This is a genomic window from Mycobacterium sp. (genome assembly GCF_052145595.1).
GTDB lineage: Bacteria > Actinomycetota > Actinomycetes > Mycobacteriales > Mycobacteriaceae > Mycobacterium.
In genome coordinates this window covers 1-19002 of the sequence record NZ_JBKQOI010000191.1, presented here as the reverse complement: position 1 = coordinate 19002, position 19002 = coordinate 1, and the positions used below count along the sequence as shown (strand labels likewise).

Genomic DNA, 19002 nt, shown 5'->3' with positions numbered 1-19002 from the left:
TTCGCCGAGCCGGGTTTCATGCGCTTTGCGCAAACGGCTGGAGTCGACAATCGCAGCCTTGCGCTACCGCTGTCGCGTTATCCGAAACTGAGTGGCTTCACCGAAGCGAACAACGCCTACCTCGAGGTTGCCGTCGACCTCGGTGAGCAGGCAGTACGAAAAGCGCTGGTGACGGCCGGCTTCGAAGCTCACGAGGTGGACGCCATCGTGATGGTATCGAGCACTGGCATTGCCGTGCCAACCATCGATGCACGGCTGATGTCGCGCATCGGATTTCGGCCCAACATCAAACGCGTTCCACTATTCGGGCTGGGTTGCGTGGCGGGTGCTGCCGGGATGGCACGCGTCTACGACTACCTGCGCGGCTACCCCGAACACGTGGCTGTGCTGCTGTCGGTCGAGCTGTGCTCGCTGACGCTGCAGCGCGACGACACATCGATCCCGGCCCTGATCGGCGTGTCTTTGTTCGGAGACGGCGCGGCCGCGGTGGTCGCCACGGGGGCCGACCGAATTCGGTTGGGCTCCAATGCGGATCAAGGTCCGCGCGTCCTCGGGACGTGCAGCCGCATCGTTCCGGAGACCGTCGACGTCATGGGCTGGAACATCAGCTCCAGCGGATTCCAGCTCGTGATGTCCCGTGACGTCCCGAAGATGGCCGATGACTATCTGCGTGCAGAGGTCGACGGCTTCCTGGCCGACCACGGTTTGTCCATCGCGGACATCTCGACATGGGTGTGTCATCCGGGCGGCCCCAAGGTGCTCGATTCGATCGAGAACGCGATAGGTCTGCCACCGGAAGCATTGGCGCACAGCCGAAACTCCATGCGGGAGAACGGCAATATCTCGTCGGCTTCGGTGCTCGACGTGCTGCGCCGGACGCTCGCCGAGCCGCCATCCGAAGGAGCCCTCGGAGTGATGCTCGCGATGGGTCCGGGGTTCAGCTTCGAGCTTCTGCTGCTGCAATGGTGAGGGGGTAACGCCATGTACTACTACCTTTTCATCCTCGCCATCGGGGTCGAACGCGTGATCGAGCTCGTAGTCGCCCAGCGAAACGCCAAGTGGTCATTTGCCCACGGAGGCAAGGAGTTCGGCCGCGATCACTACCCGGCGATGGTCAGTATGCATGCCCTGCTGTTGGTTTCGTGCGTTGTGGAAGTCTGGACCCTGCGACGGCCGTTCATCGGTTGGCTGGGATGGCCGATGCTCGCTGTCGTGGTACTCAGCACAGTTGTCCGCTGGCGGTGCGTCACCGTTCTTGGGAAACGCTGGAACCCACGGCTCATCGTCATCCCCGGCGCACCGCTGGTTCGGGACGGAATGTACCGATGGGTGCGCCACCCCAACTACACCGCCGTAGCGGCGGAGGTGGTCGCGCTGCCGCTGATTCATTCGGCCTGGCTGACGGCGATCCTGTTCAGCATTGCCAATGCCCTGGTGCTCAACGTGCGGATCCGCGCGGAGAACGCCGCACTGGGCTATGCCTGATTGATCGGCCTGAGTGATCAGGCCTGAGCGATCAGGGTGCGATGGGCCTGTTTGTCCATTCCCGATCGGACCGGCGCGACGAGCGGAACCATCCGCCCGCCGCGCCGGTGCCGCCGTCGGTCGGGATGGTGTGGCCGGTCACGAACGCCGACAGGTCCGAGGCCAGGAACAGGATCACCCGGGCCTGGTCCTCGGGCAGCCCCATGCGTCCGACCGGAACCCATTGCGGCCACTGCGTCTGCTCCTCGGCGGACAGCCACCGCGAGTAGGGGACCTGTAGTGATTCGGTGACGTCGGGGCCGACCGCGTTGACCCGCACTCCGTCGCGGCCCACCTGGACCGCGAGGCTGCGGGTGAAGTGGATGACGGCGGCTTTGAAGGCGGCATAGACGGGATCCTCCGGGTACCCGCGCAGCCCTTCGACCGATGAGACGTTGACGATCGCACCCGCGTGCCGGTGGATCATCGCCGGCAGGAACGCGTGGGTGACGAGGAAGACGTGGTGCAGGTTGATGCGGTAGAGGTCATCCCACAGTTGCGGATCGGTGTCGACGAAATCGCCCGGGTGGCGCAGCCAGTGGCCCACATTGTTGACCAGCACGTCGACCCGGCCGTAGCGATCCAGCACCGATCGCGCCAACCCGGCGACCTGGTCTGCGTCGCGGACGTCGGTGACGACCGCCAGGGCTGAGCCACCGGACGCCGTGATGTCGTCGGCCACCCGTTGGGCGAGTTCGGCGTCGATCTCGGCGATGACCACCCGCGCGCCGTGCTCGGCGAAAAGCCGCGCGGTTGCCGCGCCGATGCCGCCACCGCCGCCCGTCACCACCGCGACCCGGTCGACCAGCAGCGGGGCAACGCGCGTTGCCTCGTCCATGCTCATATCTTGGGCCACCATGCCCTCCGCGATATGGAGCCGGGTGGCGAACCGCGTTGATTACTTGCCCTGCAATCCGCGTCGCTGCCGATACAGTTGGTCCTGATGAGCCCACCAGCCCCACCTGTGTTGACCGTGCGGTACGGGGGATCCGAGCGCACCTTCGCAGCAGGCAATGATGTTGTCATTGGGCGTGACCTGCGCGCGGACGTTCGCGTTGCACACCCCTTGATCTCTCGGACGCATCTCATCGTGCGATTCGATCAGGGCCGATGGGTCGCTATCGACAACGGCAGCCTCAACGGTCTGTATGTCAACAACCGTCGCGTGCCGGCCGTCGACATCCAGGATGGCCTGCGGGTCAATATCGGCAATCCGGACGGTCCGGAGGTGAGCTTCGAGGTCGGGCGCCACCAGGGTTTGGCCGGGCGGCCTCCTTTGACGACGTCCATCCCAATCTTCAACCCGCCCAGCGGACCGAGCGGGCCATGGCCGCCCCACGGGCAGCCACAGCCGGCCGCACAATGGCCCGGCCCGCCTCAGCATCCACCGTCAGGTTCATTTCGCCAGCCCTCGCATCCGCCCGGCGGACCGCAGCTGAGCCATCCGCCCACCGGACCGCAACCGAGCTACCCGTCGGGGCCGTCGCCGCGATACCCGACCGGCGGGCAACCGGTCGGATCGCCCAGCGGGCCGCAGCAGGCGCCCAAGATCTATCGGGCACAACCCGTGGAAGTGCCCCCGGCATCCGGGGGAGAGGCCGAGACCGGCCGCGTCGGCGATGCCACAAACATCGCGACATCGATGATGAAGATCCTGCGGCCCGGCAAGACGGCGATCGAGTCGATTCCGGGCGCGATCAAGATCGGCCGGGCCAACGACAACGACATCGTCATTCCCGAGGTGCTGGCGTCACGCCACCACGCCACGCTGATCCCGACGCCGCACGGCACCGAGATCCACGACAACCGCAGTATCAACGGCACCTTCGTGAACGGCGCCCGGGTCGAGGCGGCGCTGCTGCACGACGGCGACGTCGTCACGATCGGCAACATCGACCTGGTTTTCGCGGGCGGCACGCTGGCCCGCCGCGATGAGACCGCGACCGCGACGCGCCTCGGCGGCCTCGACGTGCGCGGGGTGACATGGACGATCGAAAACAACAAGACGCTGCTGGACGACATCTCGCTGGGCGCGCAACCCGGGACGCTCACGGCCGTCATCGGTCCCTCCGGTGCGGGTAAGTCGACGTTCGCCAGGCTGGTGGCCGGGTACACGCACCCGACCAGGGGCACGGTCTCGTTCGAGGGCCACAACGTCCATGCCGAATACGCCTCGCTGCGCAGCAGGATCGGGATGGTGCCGCAGGACGACGTCGTGCACGGGCAGCTGACCGTGCAACAGGCATTGATGTATGCCGCCGAGCTCCGGCTGCCGCCGGACACCACCAAGGCCGACCGCGAACAGGTGGTCGCCCGGGTGCTCGAGGAACTCGAGATGAGCCAGCACCTGAACACTCGGGTCGACAAGCTGTCCGGCGGTCAGCGCAAGCGCGCGTCGGTCGCGCTGGAGCTGCTGACCGGCCCATCGTTGCTGATCCTCGATGAGCCGACGTCCGGTCTGGACCCCGCGCTGGACCGGCAGGTCATGACGATGCTGCGGCAGTTGGCCGACGCGGGCCGGGTGGTCCTGGTGGTCACCCACTCGCTGACCTATTTGGACGTGTGCGATCAGGTTCTGCTGCTGGCCCCCGGCGGCAAGACCGCGTTCTGTGGGCCGCCCAGCCAGATCGGTCCGGCCATGGGGACGACGAACTGGGCCGACATCTTCAGCGGCGTCGCCGGCGACCCGGACGGGGCCAAGGCCCGCTACCTGGCGCGGACGGGCCCACCACCGCCACCGCCGCCCGCGGAGAAACCCGCCGAGCTGGGCGACCCGTCGCACACCAGCCTGTTCCGGCAGTTCTCCACGATCGCGCGGCGGCAGGTGCGGTTGATCGTCTCCGACCGCGGCTACTTCATCTTCCTCGCGCTGCTGCCGTTCATCATGGGTTCGCTGTCGATGTCGGTCCCCGGTGACGTCGGCTTCGGCAAGCCGAACCCCATGGGTGCCGCGCCCACCGAGCCCGGGCAGATCCTGGTGCTGCTCAACGTCGGTGCGGTCTTCATGGGGACCGCGCTGACTATCCGCGATCTGATCGGCGAGCGCGCCATTTTTCTCCGCGAGCAGGCGGTCGGTTTGTCAACGTCCGCATACTTGTTGGCAAAGGTCTTCGTGTACACGGTGTTTGCCATTGCTCAGTCGGCGATCGTGACCGTGATCGCGATCATCGGCAAGGGCGGTCCGACCCAGGGTGCCGTGGCTTTGGGCATTCCAAATTTCGAACTGTTTGCCGACGTCGCGATGACCACTGTCGCCTCGGCGATGCTCGGGTTGCTGTTGTCATCCATCGCCAAGTCCAACGAACAGATCATGCCCCTGCTCGTCGTGGCGGTGATGTCTCAGCTGGTGTTCTCCGGCGGCATGATTCCCGTCACCGGGCGCCTCGGACTGGACCAAATGTCTTGGGCCACACCGGCGAGGTGGGGCTTCGCGGCATCAGCCTCCACGGTCGACCTGCTCGACTTGGAAAGCAAGGTCCCGTCCGTCCCGAAAGATAGGCACTGGCATCACACGGCCGGCGCGTGGTGGTTCGACATGGGCATGCTGGTCCTGCTCAGCATTTTCTATCTCGGTTTCGTGCGCTGGAAGATCCGCCTTAAGGGCGGCTGATCAGGGCGGTCAACGCTGCGGGCGCGCTAGGCGGGCATGGCGCGCTGCATCGCGCCCTCGAAATCAAGCTCGTCCGGGTCGCCGGCGGTGCGGAGGACGGTGTGAGTGCTCGTGTTCACCAGGAACGTCCATCCGCGCTTGAGCGCGGCTCCGTCGCGACCGATCCGGTTCACCTGTTGGTATTCGGGGTGATTGGCGACCGGCCGCGCCGCTATCGGCAGCAGCCGTGTTTCCGGGGCCTGCTGGCGTACGAGAGCGAGTGCAATCGCTGCGAGTTCGATGGCATCGCCATCGGCGGTTTCACCGAAATCATCTGCCATGCAGTCGATCACAGCGACCCGCAGTCCGGCGGGCAACGACGACTCACGGATTCTTGACGGGTCCGTCTTGATTATTAGCGGTCTCTTTATGCCGTGACGCGAGCAGTGGCGGTTGCTAGGCCCCCTTGCGGACCACCTGCTCGGCGGCGGCGCGCATCCGGTCTGACAATCGCAACAGATCATGTTCGCCCACCCCGTGCGGCAGCGTGTAAGCGAGCTGCCGTAGCTCGACGGCACAATCGCGCAACTCCTGGCGGAGCCGTGTCTCAAGGGTGGGCATGACCTCTTCCTCTGAACGGGGGCTGAACAAAACGTCTGCTTTCGGGGACCAGTCGATTTCAAAATCTTCCCAATACAGCCGCATATCCGCGACCGTCGCGATGCGTTTTAACGGGAGTTTGACAGCGTTTTTACAGTTCGAGTCCCAACCCCGGACGTCCAGCGGCTGCTCTGCCGGATAAAGCCCTCACTGGCGTAGGCCATCGTAAACGGCGGCGAGGGCGTCGTAGCGCCGCTGGACGTCCGCGCGATCGGATTCCTCAGCGACCGATTCGGTGTTGGCTCGCAAGATCATCGCCGCTTGATCCATCAGCACTCGGGCCTGCTCGGTGTCGGTGGTTTGCTCCATGATCGTGATGAGCGCTTCGAGCTGGCGGATCATCACCGCCGGCATTCCGAAGCTGGCCTGCCGGATCTTCTCGAACGCCCGCTGCACCAACCGCTCGAAGCTCACCTGATCAGAGATGAGGCGGATCGCACCATTGCGGTCCCGGTGAACGTTACTGGGGGCCCAGACCCGGGAGATCTTGCACAGGCAATCGCCGAGCCAATCGACGCAAGTCATCGCGGTGAACGGGTCGTTGACGGCCGGAGAAAGCGCGCGGACGGCGATCTCGACGAGCTGGTCGACGCCGAACGCCACATCCTGGGACAGGGTGCGGTGCGGCCCGGTCGCCTGGGCGCGCTCCAGGTGCCGGGCGACGTGATCGGCCGCTTCCGGCGGCCACACACTGGCTAACTCTCGGCCCTCGACCAAGAAATGTCCGGGCCGGTAGGGCAGCCGCAACACCGCGTTGGCCTCCGCCGCGATCCGCACCAGCGTGCTGTGACGGATGAACTGTAGATAGCCGCTCTTCGGGGTGCGGATCACCGCCCCGGACGTCTCGATGGTGGCAATCAACTCCTCTAGCGACTCCGCATCCGCAGCTGGGATGGCACGGGCGTCCCCGAAGTCGGCGCTCTGCACTTCGACCGCTTGCGCCAAGTCCTTGGCGATGCTGGCGATCACCTGTGGCAGCTGGATCTGAGCAGCGATGTGGTGGATGAAGTAAATGAGTACCGCGAGGTCGATCAAAACCAGCTGGAATGTCATGGTGATCGAGAGGTGCGGAACGTAATCGCCGTGATCGCCCGGCCCGATCGACACCAGAACCAGGACGCAGTACACGAACGTGGCCACGAACGTGCCCAGCGTCAGCTGGGTACCGCGGTCGCGGATGAAGTTGCGCAGCATCCGGGGCCCGAATTGGGTCGACGCCAGTGTCAGCGTCACGATGGTGATCGAAAAAACGATACCTACGACGGTGATGACGGCGCCCGCGATGGAGGCGAGGATGACTCGGGCGGCATCGGCGCTGCCGCTGATCACCCAGCTTGGTAGGTGGATCGCGCCCCGGTAGGCCGCGTGGTCCAGTGCGCCGGTGGCGACGAACAACGCCGTCGCGACCAGCACCTCCAGGGTGGGCACCAGCCACAGATTGGTGCGCAACTCGTCGCGACGCCACTGCGTCAACCCGGTGATCAGGGGCATCGCATCGGGGCCAACGAACGCGCATACCGCTGCCGCGGCAAGGTGAGTGCTACCACGACGGACATTCCAACCGAGGTCACGGCGCGGTGCAAGTGGACACACGGCGGCTGCTCAAAGCGAAGAACCCGGCAAGATGGCGTAAAGATCTCTCGGCAGGGCGTATGCATCGCGTATATATACCGCGCGGGCCAGCCATTCCGGAGCCGGGGCGGCGTACAAGTTGGGGTGTGTACGACACACCGCAGAGTCGCGAAACGGACTGTTATGGGTAGTTTGCTGCTGATCGTGAGCCTGATGGCGGTGCCCCTGATGATCCTGGTGGCCGTCGGGTGGCTGAATTGGCGCGATGGCCGCCGGTCGACCCACAGGAGCCGGCAGGCACGCGCAAGGGCGCTCGCACCGACGGCGCGACACGTACGCGACGCGCACAGCTCCCAGGAGCGCGTCGGCGTCTACTTGCACAGATAGCCGGTGATCGCCGCGGCGGGTCATGACTCGTCGGCGGCCCATCCCGGATGGGCGGGGTAATCCAGCTCTACCCGCAGCAGCGCGGCCTGGCGGACGATGCCGTCGGGGGGAGCGGTGGTTCCGCCGTCGGTCGTGACATATGCGACGCGGCCGTGGTCGCCGGGGCCGCGCCCCCATGCCGCGCTGGACGGCCCGACGAGCATTTCGTCGAACGGGTCGCCGGCGATATGACGGACTTCGCTGCCACGCCGGGTAGCCAGCGGTACCCGATCGAACGTGTTGGCCCGATGCCTCGTCACGTAGGCGAATCCGGCGTCCTCGTCGATGCAGAAGTCGTCGGCGTTGTCGACGGCGGCGACGAACTGCGCGGGACCGGCTGGGTCGAGGGTGGCCGAGTCGACGGGGACGCGCATGAACACCTTCTGCGCGGTCGAGGTGTAGTACAGGTAGCCGGTCTTCGCGCCGTAGCGCAGGCCATTGACGCCCGGCTGCGGCGGGGGAGGCACGCCGCTGTCGGGGTCGAACGCCATGGTGTCGTCGGAAAGCCACACCCGGGCCGTGGCGCTGCGGAGGTCGTCGGCGAGGTCCACGCGCCAGACGTGTCCCGCGAAGCAGTCGGCGATCGCCAACACGTTCGGCCCGAGCGTGCAGCTGCCATTGAGCGCGCGGACACGGTCGTCGTCGAAGGTGTAGATGACCTCCGGCGACACCGGCGCCCCCGGCCGCCAGTCGCAGAGATCGACTCGGGCCAAATGTGATTCATGGGTGGTGTAACCCTCGGTGAGGCTGACGATGAACACGTCGGGCGCGACCTCGGCGATCCCGGTGGGCGGGTGATCGAAGGTGTGCACCAGTACCGGTTCGACCACTGCCGCGGGCTTTACGGGAGGAACCCACCAGAGATTCTTTTGCACAAGCTCGGTGATGAGGATGGACTCGTCGGCGCGCACGGCGAGGTTTTCCGGGAAGTACCACTGCGGGAAGAACGCGACCGGAGTCAGCGTGACGGTGGGCAGCGGGGGCAGGGCCATGGTGATCCTTCGGAGTGCGGGAGGGTCAACGGTGTCCGTCGCTCACTGATCCAATCCCTCGGCGTTGGCGGGCACGTCGAAGGCGCTCAGCGTCATACACACCATGGTGAACCAGCCCAGCAGCACCGCAACGTCCACGATGCCCGCATCACCAAGCAGCTCCTTGGCGCGGCGGTACAGACCAAGCGGTACCACCCGCGGGGCGACCAATGTCGTTGCAAGCTCGTAGACCACCTGTTGGCGTGGATCGTCAAACGACGTCGGCAACCCGGCGATCAGCGCCTCGACGCGTCGCGGGTCCAGGTGGCCGGCACGCTCGCCGATGATTTCGTGTTCGTAGTTGGCGTACGGGCTGCGCCACCGGCCGTTGACGATGTTGGTCGCGATTTCGATCTCGGCCTTCGTCAATGTGGACTGGCGCTGGAAATACGCACCGGTCGGCACGATCGTCTTGCACAGCGTGGGATTGGCAAGCCAGATCTTGTGCGGACCGGGTACCAGTCCACGTAGCTGGCGGGTGAGGTCGTAGGCGTCCTTCATCTCGGACGACATCCGGTCGACCGGTGTTTCCACGAACCGGCCGAACGTGCCGAAATCGGATCGATCGCTCATGGTCTGTCTCCTGCGGTTGGTGGTATGCGGTGCGATTACCTACTCGGCGGGCCTTCGAAACCGACTCAGACTTGCCAGCTCACCAGCACGCCGGCGCCGAGCGTAACGTCAGGGCGAAATGGCGGGGCGGAATTTCGCAGTGGCGTTACGCTGGCGCGGCCGGATGAAAGGGTGAGGTGGGCCGGGATGGATTTCGAACTCGACGCCGGGCAACGCGCGTGGCTGACCGAGGTTCGCGAATTCCTCCAGGAAAACGTCACCGCCGAATTGCGAGCCGAACTCGCCCAGCACGATCTCGAGTTCTCGGACGGCGAGGTGGCACGATTTCGCCGCAAAATCGGCGAGAAAGGTTGGTTCGGGCTGAACTGGCCTCGCGAGTACGGAGGCCTCGGCCTGGGCGCCGTTCACCAGCACCTGCTGATGAGCGAGTTCGAATATTGGGGCGTGCCCGGACCGGATCTGACGGTCACATCGGTGGCGCCGATGATCATGCGGCACGGCACCGAGCAGAACAAAACCGAGTGGCTGCCGCTGATCGCCAAAGGGGAGATGATCTGCGCCGTCGGTTATTCGGAACCCGAGGCGGGAACAGACTTGGCCAACCTGCGCACCCGTGCGACGCCCGACGGCCAGGAATGGGTGATCAACGGCACCAAGATCTGGAACAGCGGGGCTCAGCGAGCGACCCATGAGTGGCTGTGCGTGCGCACCGATCCAAATGCCGTCCGCCATAGGGGGATTTCGGTCATCATCGTCCCGATCGACAGCCCCGGGGTGGAGATCCGCCCGCTGTACGCGTGGTCGGGTTATCGCACCAATGAGGTGCACTTCCGTGACGTGCGCGTCCCGGTCACCAACCTGGTGGGCGAGGTCAACCGGGGCTGGACCTACATCACCGGCGCGCTCGATCTGGAACGTGGCGCGCTGACCAATGCGGGCGATCTGCGCCGTGCCGTGGATGACTTGCGCGAGCTTGCGCTAAGGCCGCGGCGTGACGGCACGGTGCCCGCCGACAACGCGGCTCTTCGCCGCCGGCTGGCGCAGGCCGAGGCCGACGTCGCGGTGGCCACGCTGATGGGTTACGAGGCCGCGTCCATCCTCGACAGCGGCGTCATCCCCACCGTGGAGGTCAGCGTCGAGAAGGTCTTCACCAGCGAGTTACGCCAGCGCATCGCCGATTTGGCGCTCGATCTGCTGGGCCCGGACGGCCTGTTGGCGCACCGCAGCCAACACGCGCCCCTGGCCGGCAAATTCGAACGGCTCTACCGGGCCGCCCCCTTGATGCGTTTCGGGGGAGGTACCAACGAGGTCCTGCGCGACATCATCGCCCAGCGCGGCCACGGGATGCCATCGTATGGGCGTTAGCGAATCCGATTGCGGGACAAGGATCTTCAACCGATGAAAGTGATGCCCACCGCCGAGCAGCGCGAGTTCGCCTCGACGTTACGCGGGCTGCTGTCGGCGGAGTGCCCCGTGAGTCTGGTGCGTGCCCTGGCAGAACCCGGCGCCGACCGAAGCACCCCGACACTGTGGAAGGCGCTGACCGGCGCCGGGGTGTTCGGGCTTGCCGTCGCCCAGGAGCACGGCGGCTCCGGAGGCTCGCTGGATGATCTGGCCGTCTTCTACACCGAGGCCGGTCGCGCACTGTGCCCGACGACAGTGCACAGCACCGTTCAAGCCGTGCTGGCGATCGACCAGCTTGGCTCCCCGGACGCCAAGACCGCGTGGCTTCCGGAATTGGCCGGCGGGCGCGTTCGCGGTACCACGGCGCTATGGAACACCGGCGACGCCGCCGTCGTAACGGCGGTACTGCACGCCGATCCGGTATCGACCGGCGGCTGGCGGCTGACCGGAACGGCAGACTATGTCGCCGACGCTGACCTCGCCGACCTCATCGTGGTTTCGGCCGCCGCGCACGGACGCACACTGGTCTTCATCGTCGACCCCCGCGCGACCGGGGTGAGCCTCGAACCGCTCCTGATGGCCGGCGGGCACCGGGCGTTCACCGCGCGCTTCGATGGGGTGGTCGTCCCCGCCGACGCGCTGATCGCCGACGAGCTTGCCGCACCGGCGCTACACCGCCTGGCCAACACGGCGGTGGCTCTAGGGTCTCTCGACCTGGTTGGCGTCGGACAGGCCGTGGTGGACCGTACCGTCGCATACACCAAGCTGCGTCACCAGTTCGGCCGGCCGATCGCGTCCTTCCAGGCGGCCCAACATCTGATCGCCAACATGCACATCGCGTTGGCCGCAGCGCGATTGGCCACGCATGCGGCGGTGTTTTGGATGGCACGAGGCCACACGGCGACCAGGGAAACGGCCATCGCGCGCATGCACGCGGCCGCCGCGGCGAGGCTGATCACGCTGGACGCCCATCAACTGCACGGTGGCATGGGCTACGTCACCGAGACGGACCTGCATTTGTGGACCGAACGGGCAAGGCTGGGCTCGACGCTCGGGGGCGGAGCTGACGTCGCCGCATCGTGGCTGGAGGAGAACCTGCAGACAGGGGAGCTCCGGTGAGTCCAGATGAGTGATGACACCTTGATCGACGCCGAATCGGCGGCGCGGGTGGGCACCGTCGCCGCGTCCGCGACGGGTGAGGTGAACCGACGCGATTGGCAACGGTGGGCCGCGGCGGTCGGTGACCACAACCCGTTATGGTTCGATCCGAATTATGCCCGGGCCAGCGGCTTTCGCGACATCATTTGCCCCCCGCTCTTTCTGCAGTACGCGGTGCTCGGCGTCACCCACCTCGAGGCGCTGCGGCCCGACGGTTCCTCCGGCGCGATTTCAGGCAGCCTCGCGTTTCCCCGTGCCCCCAAGCGGATGGCGGGCGGGGAAAGTTTCACCTTCCACCTGCCCGCTTACCACCGCGACGAAATCGAGATGGTCCGCACCATCGAGTCGATCGTTGAAAAGCAGGGACGCTCGGGAAGATTCGTCCTGGTCACTTGGCACACGGTGTATCGCAACCAGCACGACGATCTGGTCGCCGAAGCGTCGACGTCGATGATCGCCCGACCCTAGGAGGGGCGCTTATGACCCGCGCCGGCGACGATGCAGAGCGAAGCGATGAGGAGGAGTCGCGCTTATGACCGGTGAGCAGGTGTTCTATGACCGGTGAGCAGGTGTTCTACGAGGACGTCGGTGTCGGCGATCTCACCCCTGCGCTGACCGTCACCGTCGATGAAACGCAGATGTTCTTTTTCAGCGCCGCCACCTACAACGGCCACCGCATTCATTACGACAAAGAGTGGGCGCACATGGTCGAGGGCTATGACGGCGTCTTGGTCCAGGGCCCGCTGCAGGCGGCACTGCTGGCCCGCGCACTCGGCGACTGGATAGGTGGACGCGGTCGCCTGGTGTCCTTCTCGGTGCAGAACCGCGCGATCGCATATCCCGGCGAGTCGCTCACCTTCGGTGGGGAAGTCACCGGCAAGCGCGTCACCGACGCCGGCGCCGGTCTGGTGGATCTCGACATCGCCGGCCGCCGCGAGACCACCGTGCTGATGCCGGGAACGGCAACCGTCGAGCTACCCCGACGCGGAACGCCGTCGTGACCGGGCTGTGTGGCGAAGCGGCCATCGTCGGCATCGCCGAGTTACCCGCCGAACGGCGTCCGACCACGCCGTCAATGTTCACCCTCGACCAGTACGCACTGCTGGCGAAGATGGTCGTGGAGGACGCCGGCGTCGACCCGGCATGTGTCAACGGCCTGTTGACCCACGGGGTCGCCGAATCAGCGATGTTCGCGCCGGCCACACTGTGCGAATACCTGGGTCTGGCTTTGGATTTCGGTGAGCGAGTCGACCTGGGCGGAGCCAGCTCCGCGGGAATGGTGTGGCGCGCCGCGGCCGCCGTCGAGCTCGGCATCTGCGACGCGGTGCTGGCCGTGGTACCCGGGTCGGCGTCGCTGCCGCAGTCCGCGGAAAGGCCGCCCTCTGCCCCGAATTGGTATGGGGCGTCGTCAAACAACTATGGATCGCCGCAGGCCGAGTTCGAGATCCCCTACGGCAACGTGGGCCAGAACGCACCGTACGCGCAGATCGCGCAGCGTTACGCGGCCGAGTTCGGCTACGACCCGGCCGCGGCCGCCAAGATCGCTGTCGACCAACGCACCAACGCGTGCGCGCATCCGGGAGCGGTTTTCCACGGCACCCCGATCACCGTCGATGACGTGCTCGCCAGCCCGATGATCGCCGACCCGATCCACATGCTGGAAACGGTGATGCGAGTGCACGGGGGAGTCGGTGTCTTGGTAGCCAATGCCGACATCGCGCGACGCGCGCGCAATCGCCCGGTGTGGATCACCGGCTTCGGCGAACATATCGCCTTCAAGACCCCGACCTACGCCGAGGATTTGCTGCACACACCGATCGCGCGCGCCGCCGACAAGGCATTCGCGATGGCCGGGCTGAGTCGAGCCGACGTCGATATTGCCTCGATCTACGACTGCTACACCATCACCGTGCTGATGAGCCTGGAGGACGCCGGCTTCTGCGCCAAGGGCAAAGGCATGTCATGGGTTACCGAGCGCGACTTGACCTTCCGCGGAGACTTCCCGCTCAACACCGCCGGCGGCCAACTGTCCTTCGGTCAGGCCGGCATGGCCGGCGGCATGCACCACGTCGTCGACGGGGCACGCCAGGTCATGGGACGTGCCGGCGACGCGCAGGTTCGTGACTGCCACACCGCGTTTGTCACCGGCAACGGTGGCATCATGAGCGAGCAGGTCGCGTTGCTAATGCGGGGGGACTAACGATGAGCCGCCCCGTGCCTGAGCCCACGCCGGTTTCGCGCCCCTTTTGGGACGGCCTGGCGCAGCACCGGATACTGGTGCAGTACTCACCGTCGTTGCAGCGTTACGTCTTCTACCCGCGCACCCTTGCCCCAGGATCTTTGGCCGACGACCTGGAATGGCGCGAAATCGACGGTGCCGGAACGCTGTATACCTTCACGATCGCTCGCAGACCTACGGGTCCGCCGTGGGCGGACGCCGTGCCGCAGCTTCTCGCGGTGGTGCAGTGGGATGCCGGGCCCAAGATCAGCACCGAGTTGGTCGACGTCGACCCGAGCGGCATTCGAATCGGAATGCGGGTGGGGCCGGTGTTCCAGGATCTGCCTGGAACCGGAATCACCCTGCTGAAGTACAGGCCGGCTTGAACGGCCCGACGATGGGTGCGGAGGCTCACACGGACGACCCCATTGATGGCACCGTGCAGGCGATGTTGCGCTGGTTGAACGCCGGATTCCCGCGTGTCGAGACGATGACCGCCGCCGCTGCCCGAGCCGCCGTGGCCGAACGGCGCGTGCCGGCCAACAACATGGGAGACGTTCGCAGCACCGTCGACCGAGCGATCCCGGGCCCCGCGGGCGCCATCCCGGTGCGGATCTACCACCCGCATGGCGAGGTGCTCGGCAACCGGCCCGGAATTGTGTTCTGCCACGGCGGCGGATTCGTGTTCTGCGACATCGAATCCCACGACGGGTTCTGCCGGGCCCTGGCGCGCGGCTGCCAAGCCGTCGTCGTGTCGGTCGGCTACCGCCTCGCTCCGGAGCACCCGGCGCCCGCGGCCGTGCTCGACGCTTTCGCGGCGTTCCGCTGGGTGGTAGAACATGCAGCCGGTCTCGGCATCGACGCGACGCGGACGGTGATCGCGGGCGACAGCGCCGGCGGGAACATCGCTGCGGTCACCGCCATTCTGTGCCGGGAAAGAGGGGGGGCCGCCCCTCCCACCGCGCAGCTCTTGCTCTACCCGGTTATCGATCCCTCGTTCGAAACGGACAGCTACCACCGCTACGGCACCGGATATTTCAACACCCGCGCCGCGATGCAGTGGTACTGGCGCCAATACCTGGGCGGTGAAGGGCTCGGCGGCGAAAGGATCGTCGACCCGCCTTACCTGGTTGCGCCGGCTCGTGCGGATTCTCATGCGGACCTGCCGCCCGCGGTGATCGTCACCGCCGGTCTGGATCCGTTGCACAGCGAGGGGTGCGACTATGCGCGTCGGTTACGCGACGCAGGGGTGCGGGTCGTGCACCGCGATTTTCCGGGATTGTTCCACGGTTTCATGACGATTCAAGACTTCGCTCCGGCGGCGTCGGCGCGCGACCTGGTGTGCGGCGACCTGGGTGAGTTGCTCGAGCCCACTCGACCGGAAAGCGTACCGACGTGACCGACGTGCTCTCGACCGCGCGCAGCAAGCCCCGGCCGAGCCAGAAGAGGATGTGAAACAGTGCTCGAGACGGTTCAGCAGCTACTACGGCTGCGCAGGCGCGACGAGTCCCCCGCGATCGCCTACGGCGAGCGGACCTGGACTTGGCAAGAACACTTGGCCGAGGCCGAGGCCGAGGCGGCCGCGCTGATCGCCCTCGCCGACCCGACCCGTCCGCTACACGTTGGCGCTTTGCTCACCAACTCCCCGGCGATGCTTCGTGCCATGGCAGCCGCCGCGCTGGGCGGCTATGTGTTGTGCGGCATCAACACGACTCGCCGGGGAGCCGGCCTGCTCGCCGATATCCGGCGATCCGACTGCCAAATCCTGCTCGTCGACGGCGAGCACCTACCCCTGCTGGAGGGCTTGGATCTCAACGGGATTCAGGTTGTCGACGTGAACTCGACGCGCTACGCCGAAGCTGTCGCCGTGGCCCCGCCCCTGGTTGCCCACCGCGAGGTCACCGCCGCCGACACCTTGATGATGATCTTCACCTCCGGAACCAGTGGTGACCCCAAGGCCGTGCGGCTCGCGCACGGGATGGCGATCATGTGCGGCGCCAGCCTGATTTTTCAATACGACGTCACCGCCGATGACGTCTGCTACCTGGCGATGCCGCTGTTTCACTCCAACGGCATCGCCGCCGGGTGGGCGGTCGCCATCGGCAGCGGCGCGCTGATGGTCCCGGCCAAATTCTCGCCGTCGCGCTTCATCGAGGACGTGCGCCGTTACGACGTGACGTACCTCAACTACGTGGGGAAGCCCCTCGCGTTGATCCTTGCCACTCCGGAACGTCCCGATGACGCCGACACGACCCTGCGGGTGGCGTTCGGTAACGAGGCAACCGATCGCGATATCGGCCAGTTTGCAAGGCGTTTCGGATGCCGTGTGGTGGACAGCTTCGGCTCCAGCGAGTTCGCGGTGATCGTGGTCAGGGAGGACGGTGCCCCGCGCGGTTCGATCGGCAAACCCTACCCCGGGGTGAGCATCTACAACCCGAAGACCTTAAAGGAGTGCGCGGTCGCACACTTCGACGAACACGGAGCCCTGACCAACTTTGACGAAGCGGTCGGCGAACTCGTCAACACCCAGGGCGCGGGACCGTTCACCGGCTACTACAACGACCCGTCCGCGACGGCCGAGCGCATGCGGCACGGCATGTACTGGTCCGGCGATTTGGCCTACCGCGACGCCGATGGCTGGATCTATCTTGCCGGCCGCACGGCGGATTGGATGCGGGTGGACGGCGAGAACCTGGCGGCGGCGCCGATCGAGCGGATCCTGGAACGCCTGCCGCAGGTCAGCCAGGTCGCTGTGTACGCCGTGCCCGACGACCGAGTCGGTGATCAGGTGATGGCGGCCCTCGTGCTACACGACGGAAGTCCCTTAGAACCGGCCGACTTCGAGAAGTTCCTTGCCCTGCAACCCGACCTGTCGCCGAAGGCGTGGCCGCGCTATGTGCGAATCAACCACGACCTGCCGGCGACGGCCACCAACAAGATCCTCAAACGTGAGCTGATCGCCGCCGGCATCACTGCGCAGGGCGGTGTCCTTTGGGTGCGTCCGGCCCGGGGCACAACCTATAGCGTGGTGGTCCAAAACGCCGAGTCGCCAGCGCGCCGGCACTAGTTGCGTCAAACGACGTAGTGGTTGCAACTGGGTGCCATCCCGACCCGGGGCGAATAGAGGTTCTGCCTTGCGTCAGCCGCCGCCGATGGTGGATCAGCGCAAAACGTTGCGAGAGAGGGTGAGTGGCAGGCCGAGGGCGCTCAGCAACCCGGGCTTGGCCTCCACGACGTAGGGTATGGCGTTCACGACACGCATCGCCGTCGACACCATTGCGCCCGCACCCGCATCCATGGCGGACCCCGAGGCTTTCGGATCGGCCAGGCTGGTCGTCATCTCGCAGCAGATATCTGGTTGGCCCTCGATTCGCACCCGGTAAACCGGGCGCTGCCCGCCCTCGCCCCACTCCGGCGCGAGGTCGGGCGCCAGGCGGTTGACATGCTCGATGGTGATCGCCTCGCGCCCGCCGATCACGGCGATGGCCTGGGTGCGCAGTGCACCACAGGTGCCGGCCTCCGCCGTGCCGAAAGCGACGTGCAGGTCCCGATCGGTGGCCACCCGGTCGAAGTTATCCCGAATCTCGTCGATTTCCAGGCCGAGGCCGTGGGCGATCAACCGGAGTCCGGGACCCCACTGGAATGCGATCGTACCCGGGTAGGAAAGCAGCGGCACGTAGTCAAGCGGGCGCCCGAGCCCATGGCATCCATCATGGTTTCGACGACGGGATAGTCATCGTAGAGCGCGATCTCGGCGGCCTGCGTCAGCTGCGTTCTCCAGATGTCAGGCTCGAACCCGGCCGGATATATCAAGCGGTTGACGGTCGCGGGTCGTCGTCTGGTCGACCGGTAGCATCGGGTCCATCGCGGTACGGGTTAGACGATCGTCTAGCACCAAGAAGTGCCGCACCTAATGCTCGGTACGACCCACACCATCGAGATGACCGTTGATCTCATCAGATCGCTGCAGCACAAGATGTTTCGGATACGGCAGGGTCGTGACTCAACCGGATTCGGCAGGACTCGGCGCTTCGCCGAACCGGGCGAGTACCAGTGTTCCGGACACCGCCACGACAAATCCCGCGACAACCAACCAGCCAAGGCCGTCACGGGCGCTGTCACCCAGCCACACCACTCCGACAAGCGCAGGCGCGATCGTTTCACCGACAACCATGGCGGCCACCGTGGTGGTCACAGATCCGCGTTGCAATGCCGATGTGAGCAATAGAAACCCGGCGGCACCGCCTCCGGCGGCCGCGTACAGCGCCGGGTTGGTGTAAAAAGCGGCTCTGGTGGGATCAATCACGTCGACCAAACGCACGCCGATCTCGACGACACCGAAGCCGCTTCCGGCGCCGACGCCCAAGGCAAGTGCGCGCTCGCGGTCGCCCAATCGTCCCGCGGCGGCACCGGCGACGAATATCAAGGCGACCACGCCGATCAGCCCCCAGCCGAGTCCGGCCGGGGGATGCCGAAAGTGCCCAGGACCAGCGGCGCAAGCGAGCGCGACCAGGCTCACGCAGACCACGCCCACGGCCGTCCACTCGACCGACGAAAGCCGCACCGAGAGCGTCCACGCGGAGACGACGCCGGTGACTGCGATCGAGGCGGCCAACGCCGCGGCTACCACGTAGATCGGCACCAACCGGAGCGCCATTACCTGCAGCAGAAAACCCAGGCCGTCAAGACCAATGCCGGCGAGATAGCGCCACTGCCGGACGGCGCGCAGCAGCAGCACGGCATCGACACCTGAGTTCCCTCCGGCTTCCACCGATCGCGTCGCGACGGCTTGCAGTACCGTGGCCGTGCCGTAGCACACCGAGCAACCCAAAGCGAGCAGGAAGCCG

20 protein-coding genes are annotated in these 19002 nt (G+C 66.2%); 12 read left to right on the top strand and 8 right to left on the bottom strand.

Translation table 11 applies throughout. The annotated features are described in order from the left end of the window. The coding region (locus ACLP4W_RS17355) for a type III polyketide synthase (protein ID WP_442387977.1) at positions 1-969 on the top strand (969 nt) is incomplete at its 5' end. Positions 970-981: 12 nt separating this feature from the next. Beyond that, the gene (locus ACLP4W_RS17350; protein WP_442387976.1) at positions 982-1485 is read left to right on the top strand and encodes an isoprenylcysteine carboxyl methyltransferase family protein; all 504 of its coding nucleotides are present in this window, start codon (positions 982-984) and stop codon (positions 1483-1485) included. Between the two features lie 31 nt (positions 1486-1516). On the opposite strand, the gene ACLP4W_RS17345 is transcribed toward ACLP4W_RS17350, so the two are convergent. Further along, on the bottom strand, positions 1517-2362 hold the full coding sequence (locus ACLP4W_RS17345; RefSeq protein WP_442387974.1) for an SDR family NAD(P)-dependent oxidoreductase: 846 nt from the start codon (positions 2360-2362) through the stop codon (positions 1517-1519). A gap of 105 nt (positions 2363-2467) precedes the next feature. Here ACLP4W_RS17345 and ACLP4W_RS17340 point away from each other — a divergent pair, with 105 nt between their 5' ends. After that, positions 2468-5134 carry an FHA domain-containing protein gene (locus ACLP4W_RS17340; RefSeq protein ID WP_442387972.1) on the top strand — a complete coding sequence of 889 codons (2667 nt, stop codon included), beginning with the start codon at positions 2468-2470 and terminating at the stop codon, positions 5132-5134. 26 nt (positions 5135-5160) lie between these two features. Here the strand turns inward: ACLP4W_RS17340 and ACLP4W_RS17335 are convergent, their stop codons facing one another. The 3 genes from ACLP4W_RS17335 to ACLP4W_RS17325 all read right to left on the bottom strand — a co-directional run bounded on the left by ACLP4W_RS17335 (position 5161) and on the right by ACLP4W_RS17325 (position 7264). Continuing rightward, positions 5161-5454, bottom strand: coding sequence for a hypothetical protein (locus ACLP4W_RS17335; protein WP_442387970.1), 294 nt, complete (start codon positions 5452-5454; stop codon positions 5161-5163). 115 nt (positions 5455-5569) lie between these two features. Further along, positions 5570-5734 carry a hypothetical protein gene (locus ACLP4W_RS17330; RefSeq protein WP_442387968.1) on the bottom strand — a complete coding sequence of 55 codons (165 nt, stop codon included), beginning with the start codon at positions 5732-5734 and terminating at the stop codon, positions 5570-5572. A gap of 186 nt (positions 5735-5920) precedes the next feature. Further along, entirely contained in the window at positions 5921-7264 is a 1344-nt protein-coding gene (locus ACLP4W_RS17325; RefSeq protein WP_442387966.1) for a DUF2254 domain-containing protein, read from the bottom strand. Between the two features lie 264 nt (positions 7265-7528). On the opposite strand from ACLP4W_RS17325, the gene ACLP4W_RS17320 reads away from it, so the two are divergent. Further along, on the top strand, positions 7529-7732 hold the full coding sequence (locus ACLP4W_RS17320) for a hypothetical protein (RefSeq protein ID WP_442387964.1): 204 nt from the start codon (positions 7529-7531) through the stop codon (positions 7730-7732). Between the two features lie 20 nt (positions 7733-7752). Here the strand turns inward: ACLP4W_RS17320 and ACLP4W_RS17315 are convergent, their stop codons facing one another. Together ACLP4W_RS17315 and ACLP4W_RS17310 are read right to left on the bottom strand one after the other, a co-directional pair. After that, positions 7753-8763: a hypothetical protein gene (locus ACLP4W_RS17315; protein ID WP_442387963.1), complete on the bottom strand. Its 1011-nt coding sequence runs from the start codon at positions 8761-8763 to the stop codon at positions 7753-7755. A gap of 42 nt (positions 8764-8805) precedes the next feature. Next, positions 8806-9375 carry a carboxymuconolactone decarboxylase family protein gene (locus ACLP4W_RS17310; RefSeq protein WP_442387961.1) on the bottom strand — a complete coding sequence of 190 codons (570 nt, stop codon included), beginning with the start codon at positions 9373-9375 and terminating at the stop codon, positions 8806-8808. A gap of 186 nt (positions 9376-9561) precedes the next feature. Here ACLP4W_RS17310 and ACLP4W_RS17305 point away from each other — a divergent pair, with 186 nt between their 5' ends. The 8 genes from ACLP4W_RS17305 to fadD1 all read left to right on the top strand — a co-directional run bounded on the left by ACLP4W_RS17305 (position 9562) and on the right by fadD1 (position 17222). Then, entirely contained in the window at positions 9562-10740 is a 1179-nt protein-coding gene (locus ACLP4W_RS17305) for an acyl-CoA dehydrogenase family protein (protein WP_442387959.1), read from the top strand. 33 nt (positions 10741-10773) lie between these two features. Next, positions 10774-11898: an acyl-CoA dehydrogenase family protein gene (locus ACLP4W_RS17300; protein WP_442387957.1), complete on the top strand. Its 1125-nt coding sequence runs from the start codon at positions 10774-10776 to the stop codon at positions 11896-11898. Between the two features lie 6 nt (positions 11899-11904). Further along, positions 11905-12405, top strand: coding sequence for a MaoC family dehydratase (locus tag ACLP4W_RS17295; RefSeq protein WP_442387955.1), 501 nt, complete (start codon positions 11905-11907; stop codon positions 12403-12405). Positions 12406-12491: 86 nt separating this feature from the next. After that, positions 12492-12938 (top strand): MaoC/PaaZ C-terminal domain-containing protein, encoded by a 447-nt coding sequence (locus ACLP4W_RS17290; RefSeq protein WP_442387953.1) that lies wholly within the window; start codon positions 12492-12494, stop codon positions 12936-12938. Further along, positions 12935-14137: a thiolase family protein gene (locus ACLP4W_RS17285; protein WP_442387951.1), complete on the top strand. Its 1203-nt coding sequence runs from the start codon at positions 12935-12937 to the stop codon at positions 14135-14137. Before ACLP4W_RS17290 ends, ACLP4W_RS17285 begins: the two co-directional genes overlap by 4 nt. 2 nt (positions 14138-14139) lie before the next feature. Next, positions 14140-14541 carry a Zn-ribbon domain-containing OB-fold protein gene (locus ACLP4W_RS17280; protein WP_442387949.1) on the top strand — a complete coding sequence of 134 codons (402 nt, stop codon included), beginning with the start codon at positions 14140-14142 and terminating at the stop codon, positions 14539-14541. An 11-nt stretch (positions 14542-14552) separates the two neighbouring features. Beyond that, positions 14553-15554, top strand: a complete 1002-nt coding sequence (locus tag ACLP4W_RS17275) for an alpha/beta hydrolase (protein ID WP_442387948.1) — start codon at positions 14553-14555, stop codon at positions 15552-15554. Between the two features lie 60 nt (positions 15555-15614). Then, positions 15615-17222 (top strand): fatty-acid--CoA ligase FadD1, encoded by a 1608-nt coding sequence (fadD1, locus tag ACLP4W_RS17270; protein WP_442387946.1) that lies wholly within the window; start codon positions 15615-15617, stop codon positions 17220-17222. 93 nt (positions 17223-17315) lie between these two features. Here the strand turns inward: fadD1 and ACLP4W_RS17265 are convergent, their stop codons facing one another. Next, complete coding sequence (locus ACLP4W_RS17265; RefSeq protein WP_442387944.1) at positions 17316-17831, bottom strand: hypothetical protein; 516 nt, start codon at positions 17829-17831, stop codon at positions 17316-17318. 327 nt (positions 17832-18158) lie between these two features. Beyond that, on the bottom strand, positions 18159-19002 hold an 844-nt coding region (locus ACLP4W_RS17260), incomplete at its 5' end, for a hypothetical protein (protein ID WP_442387942.1).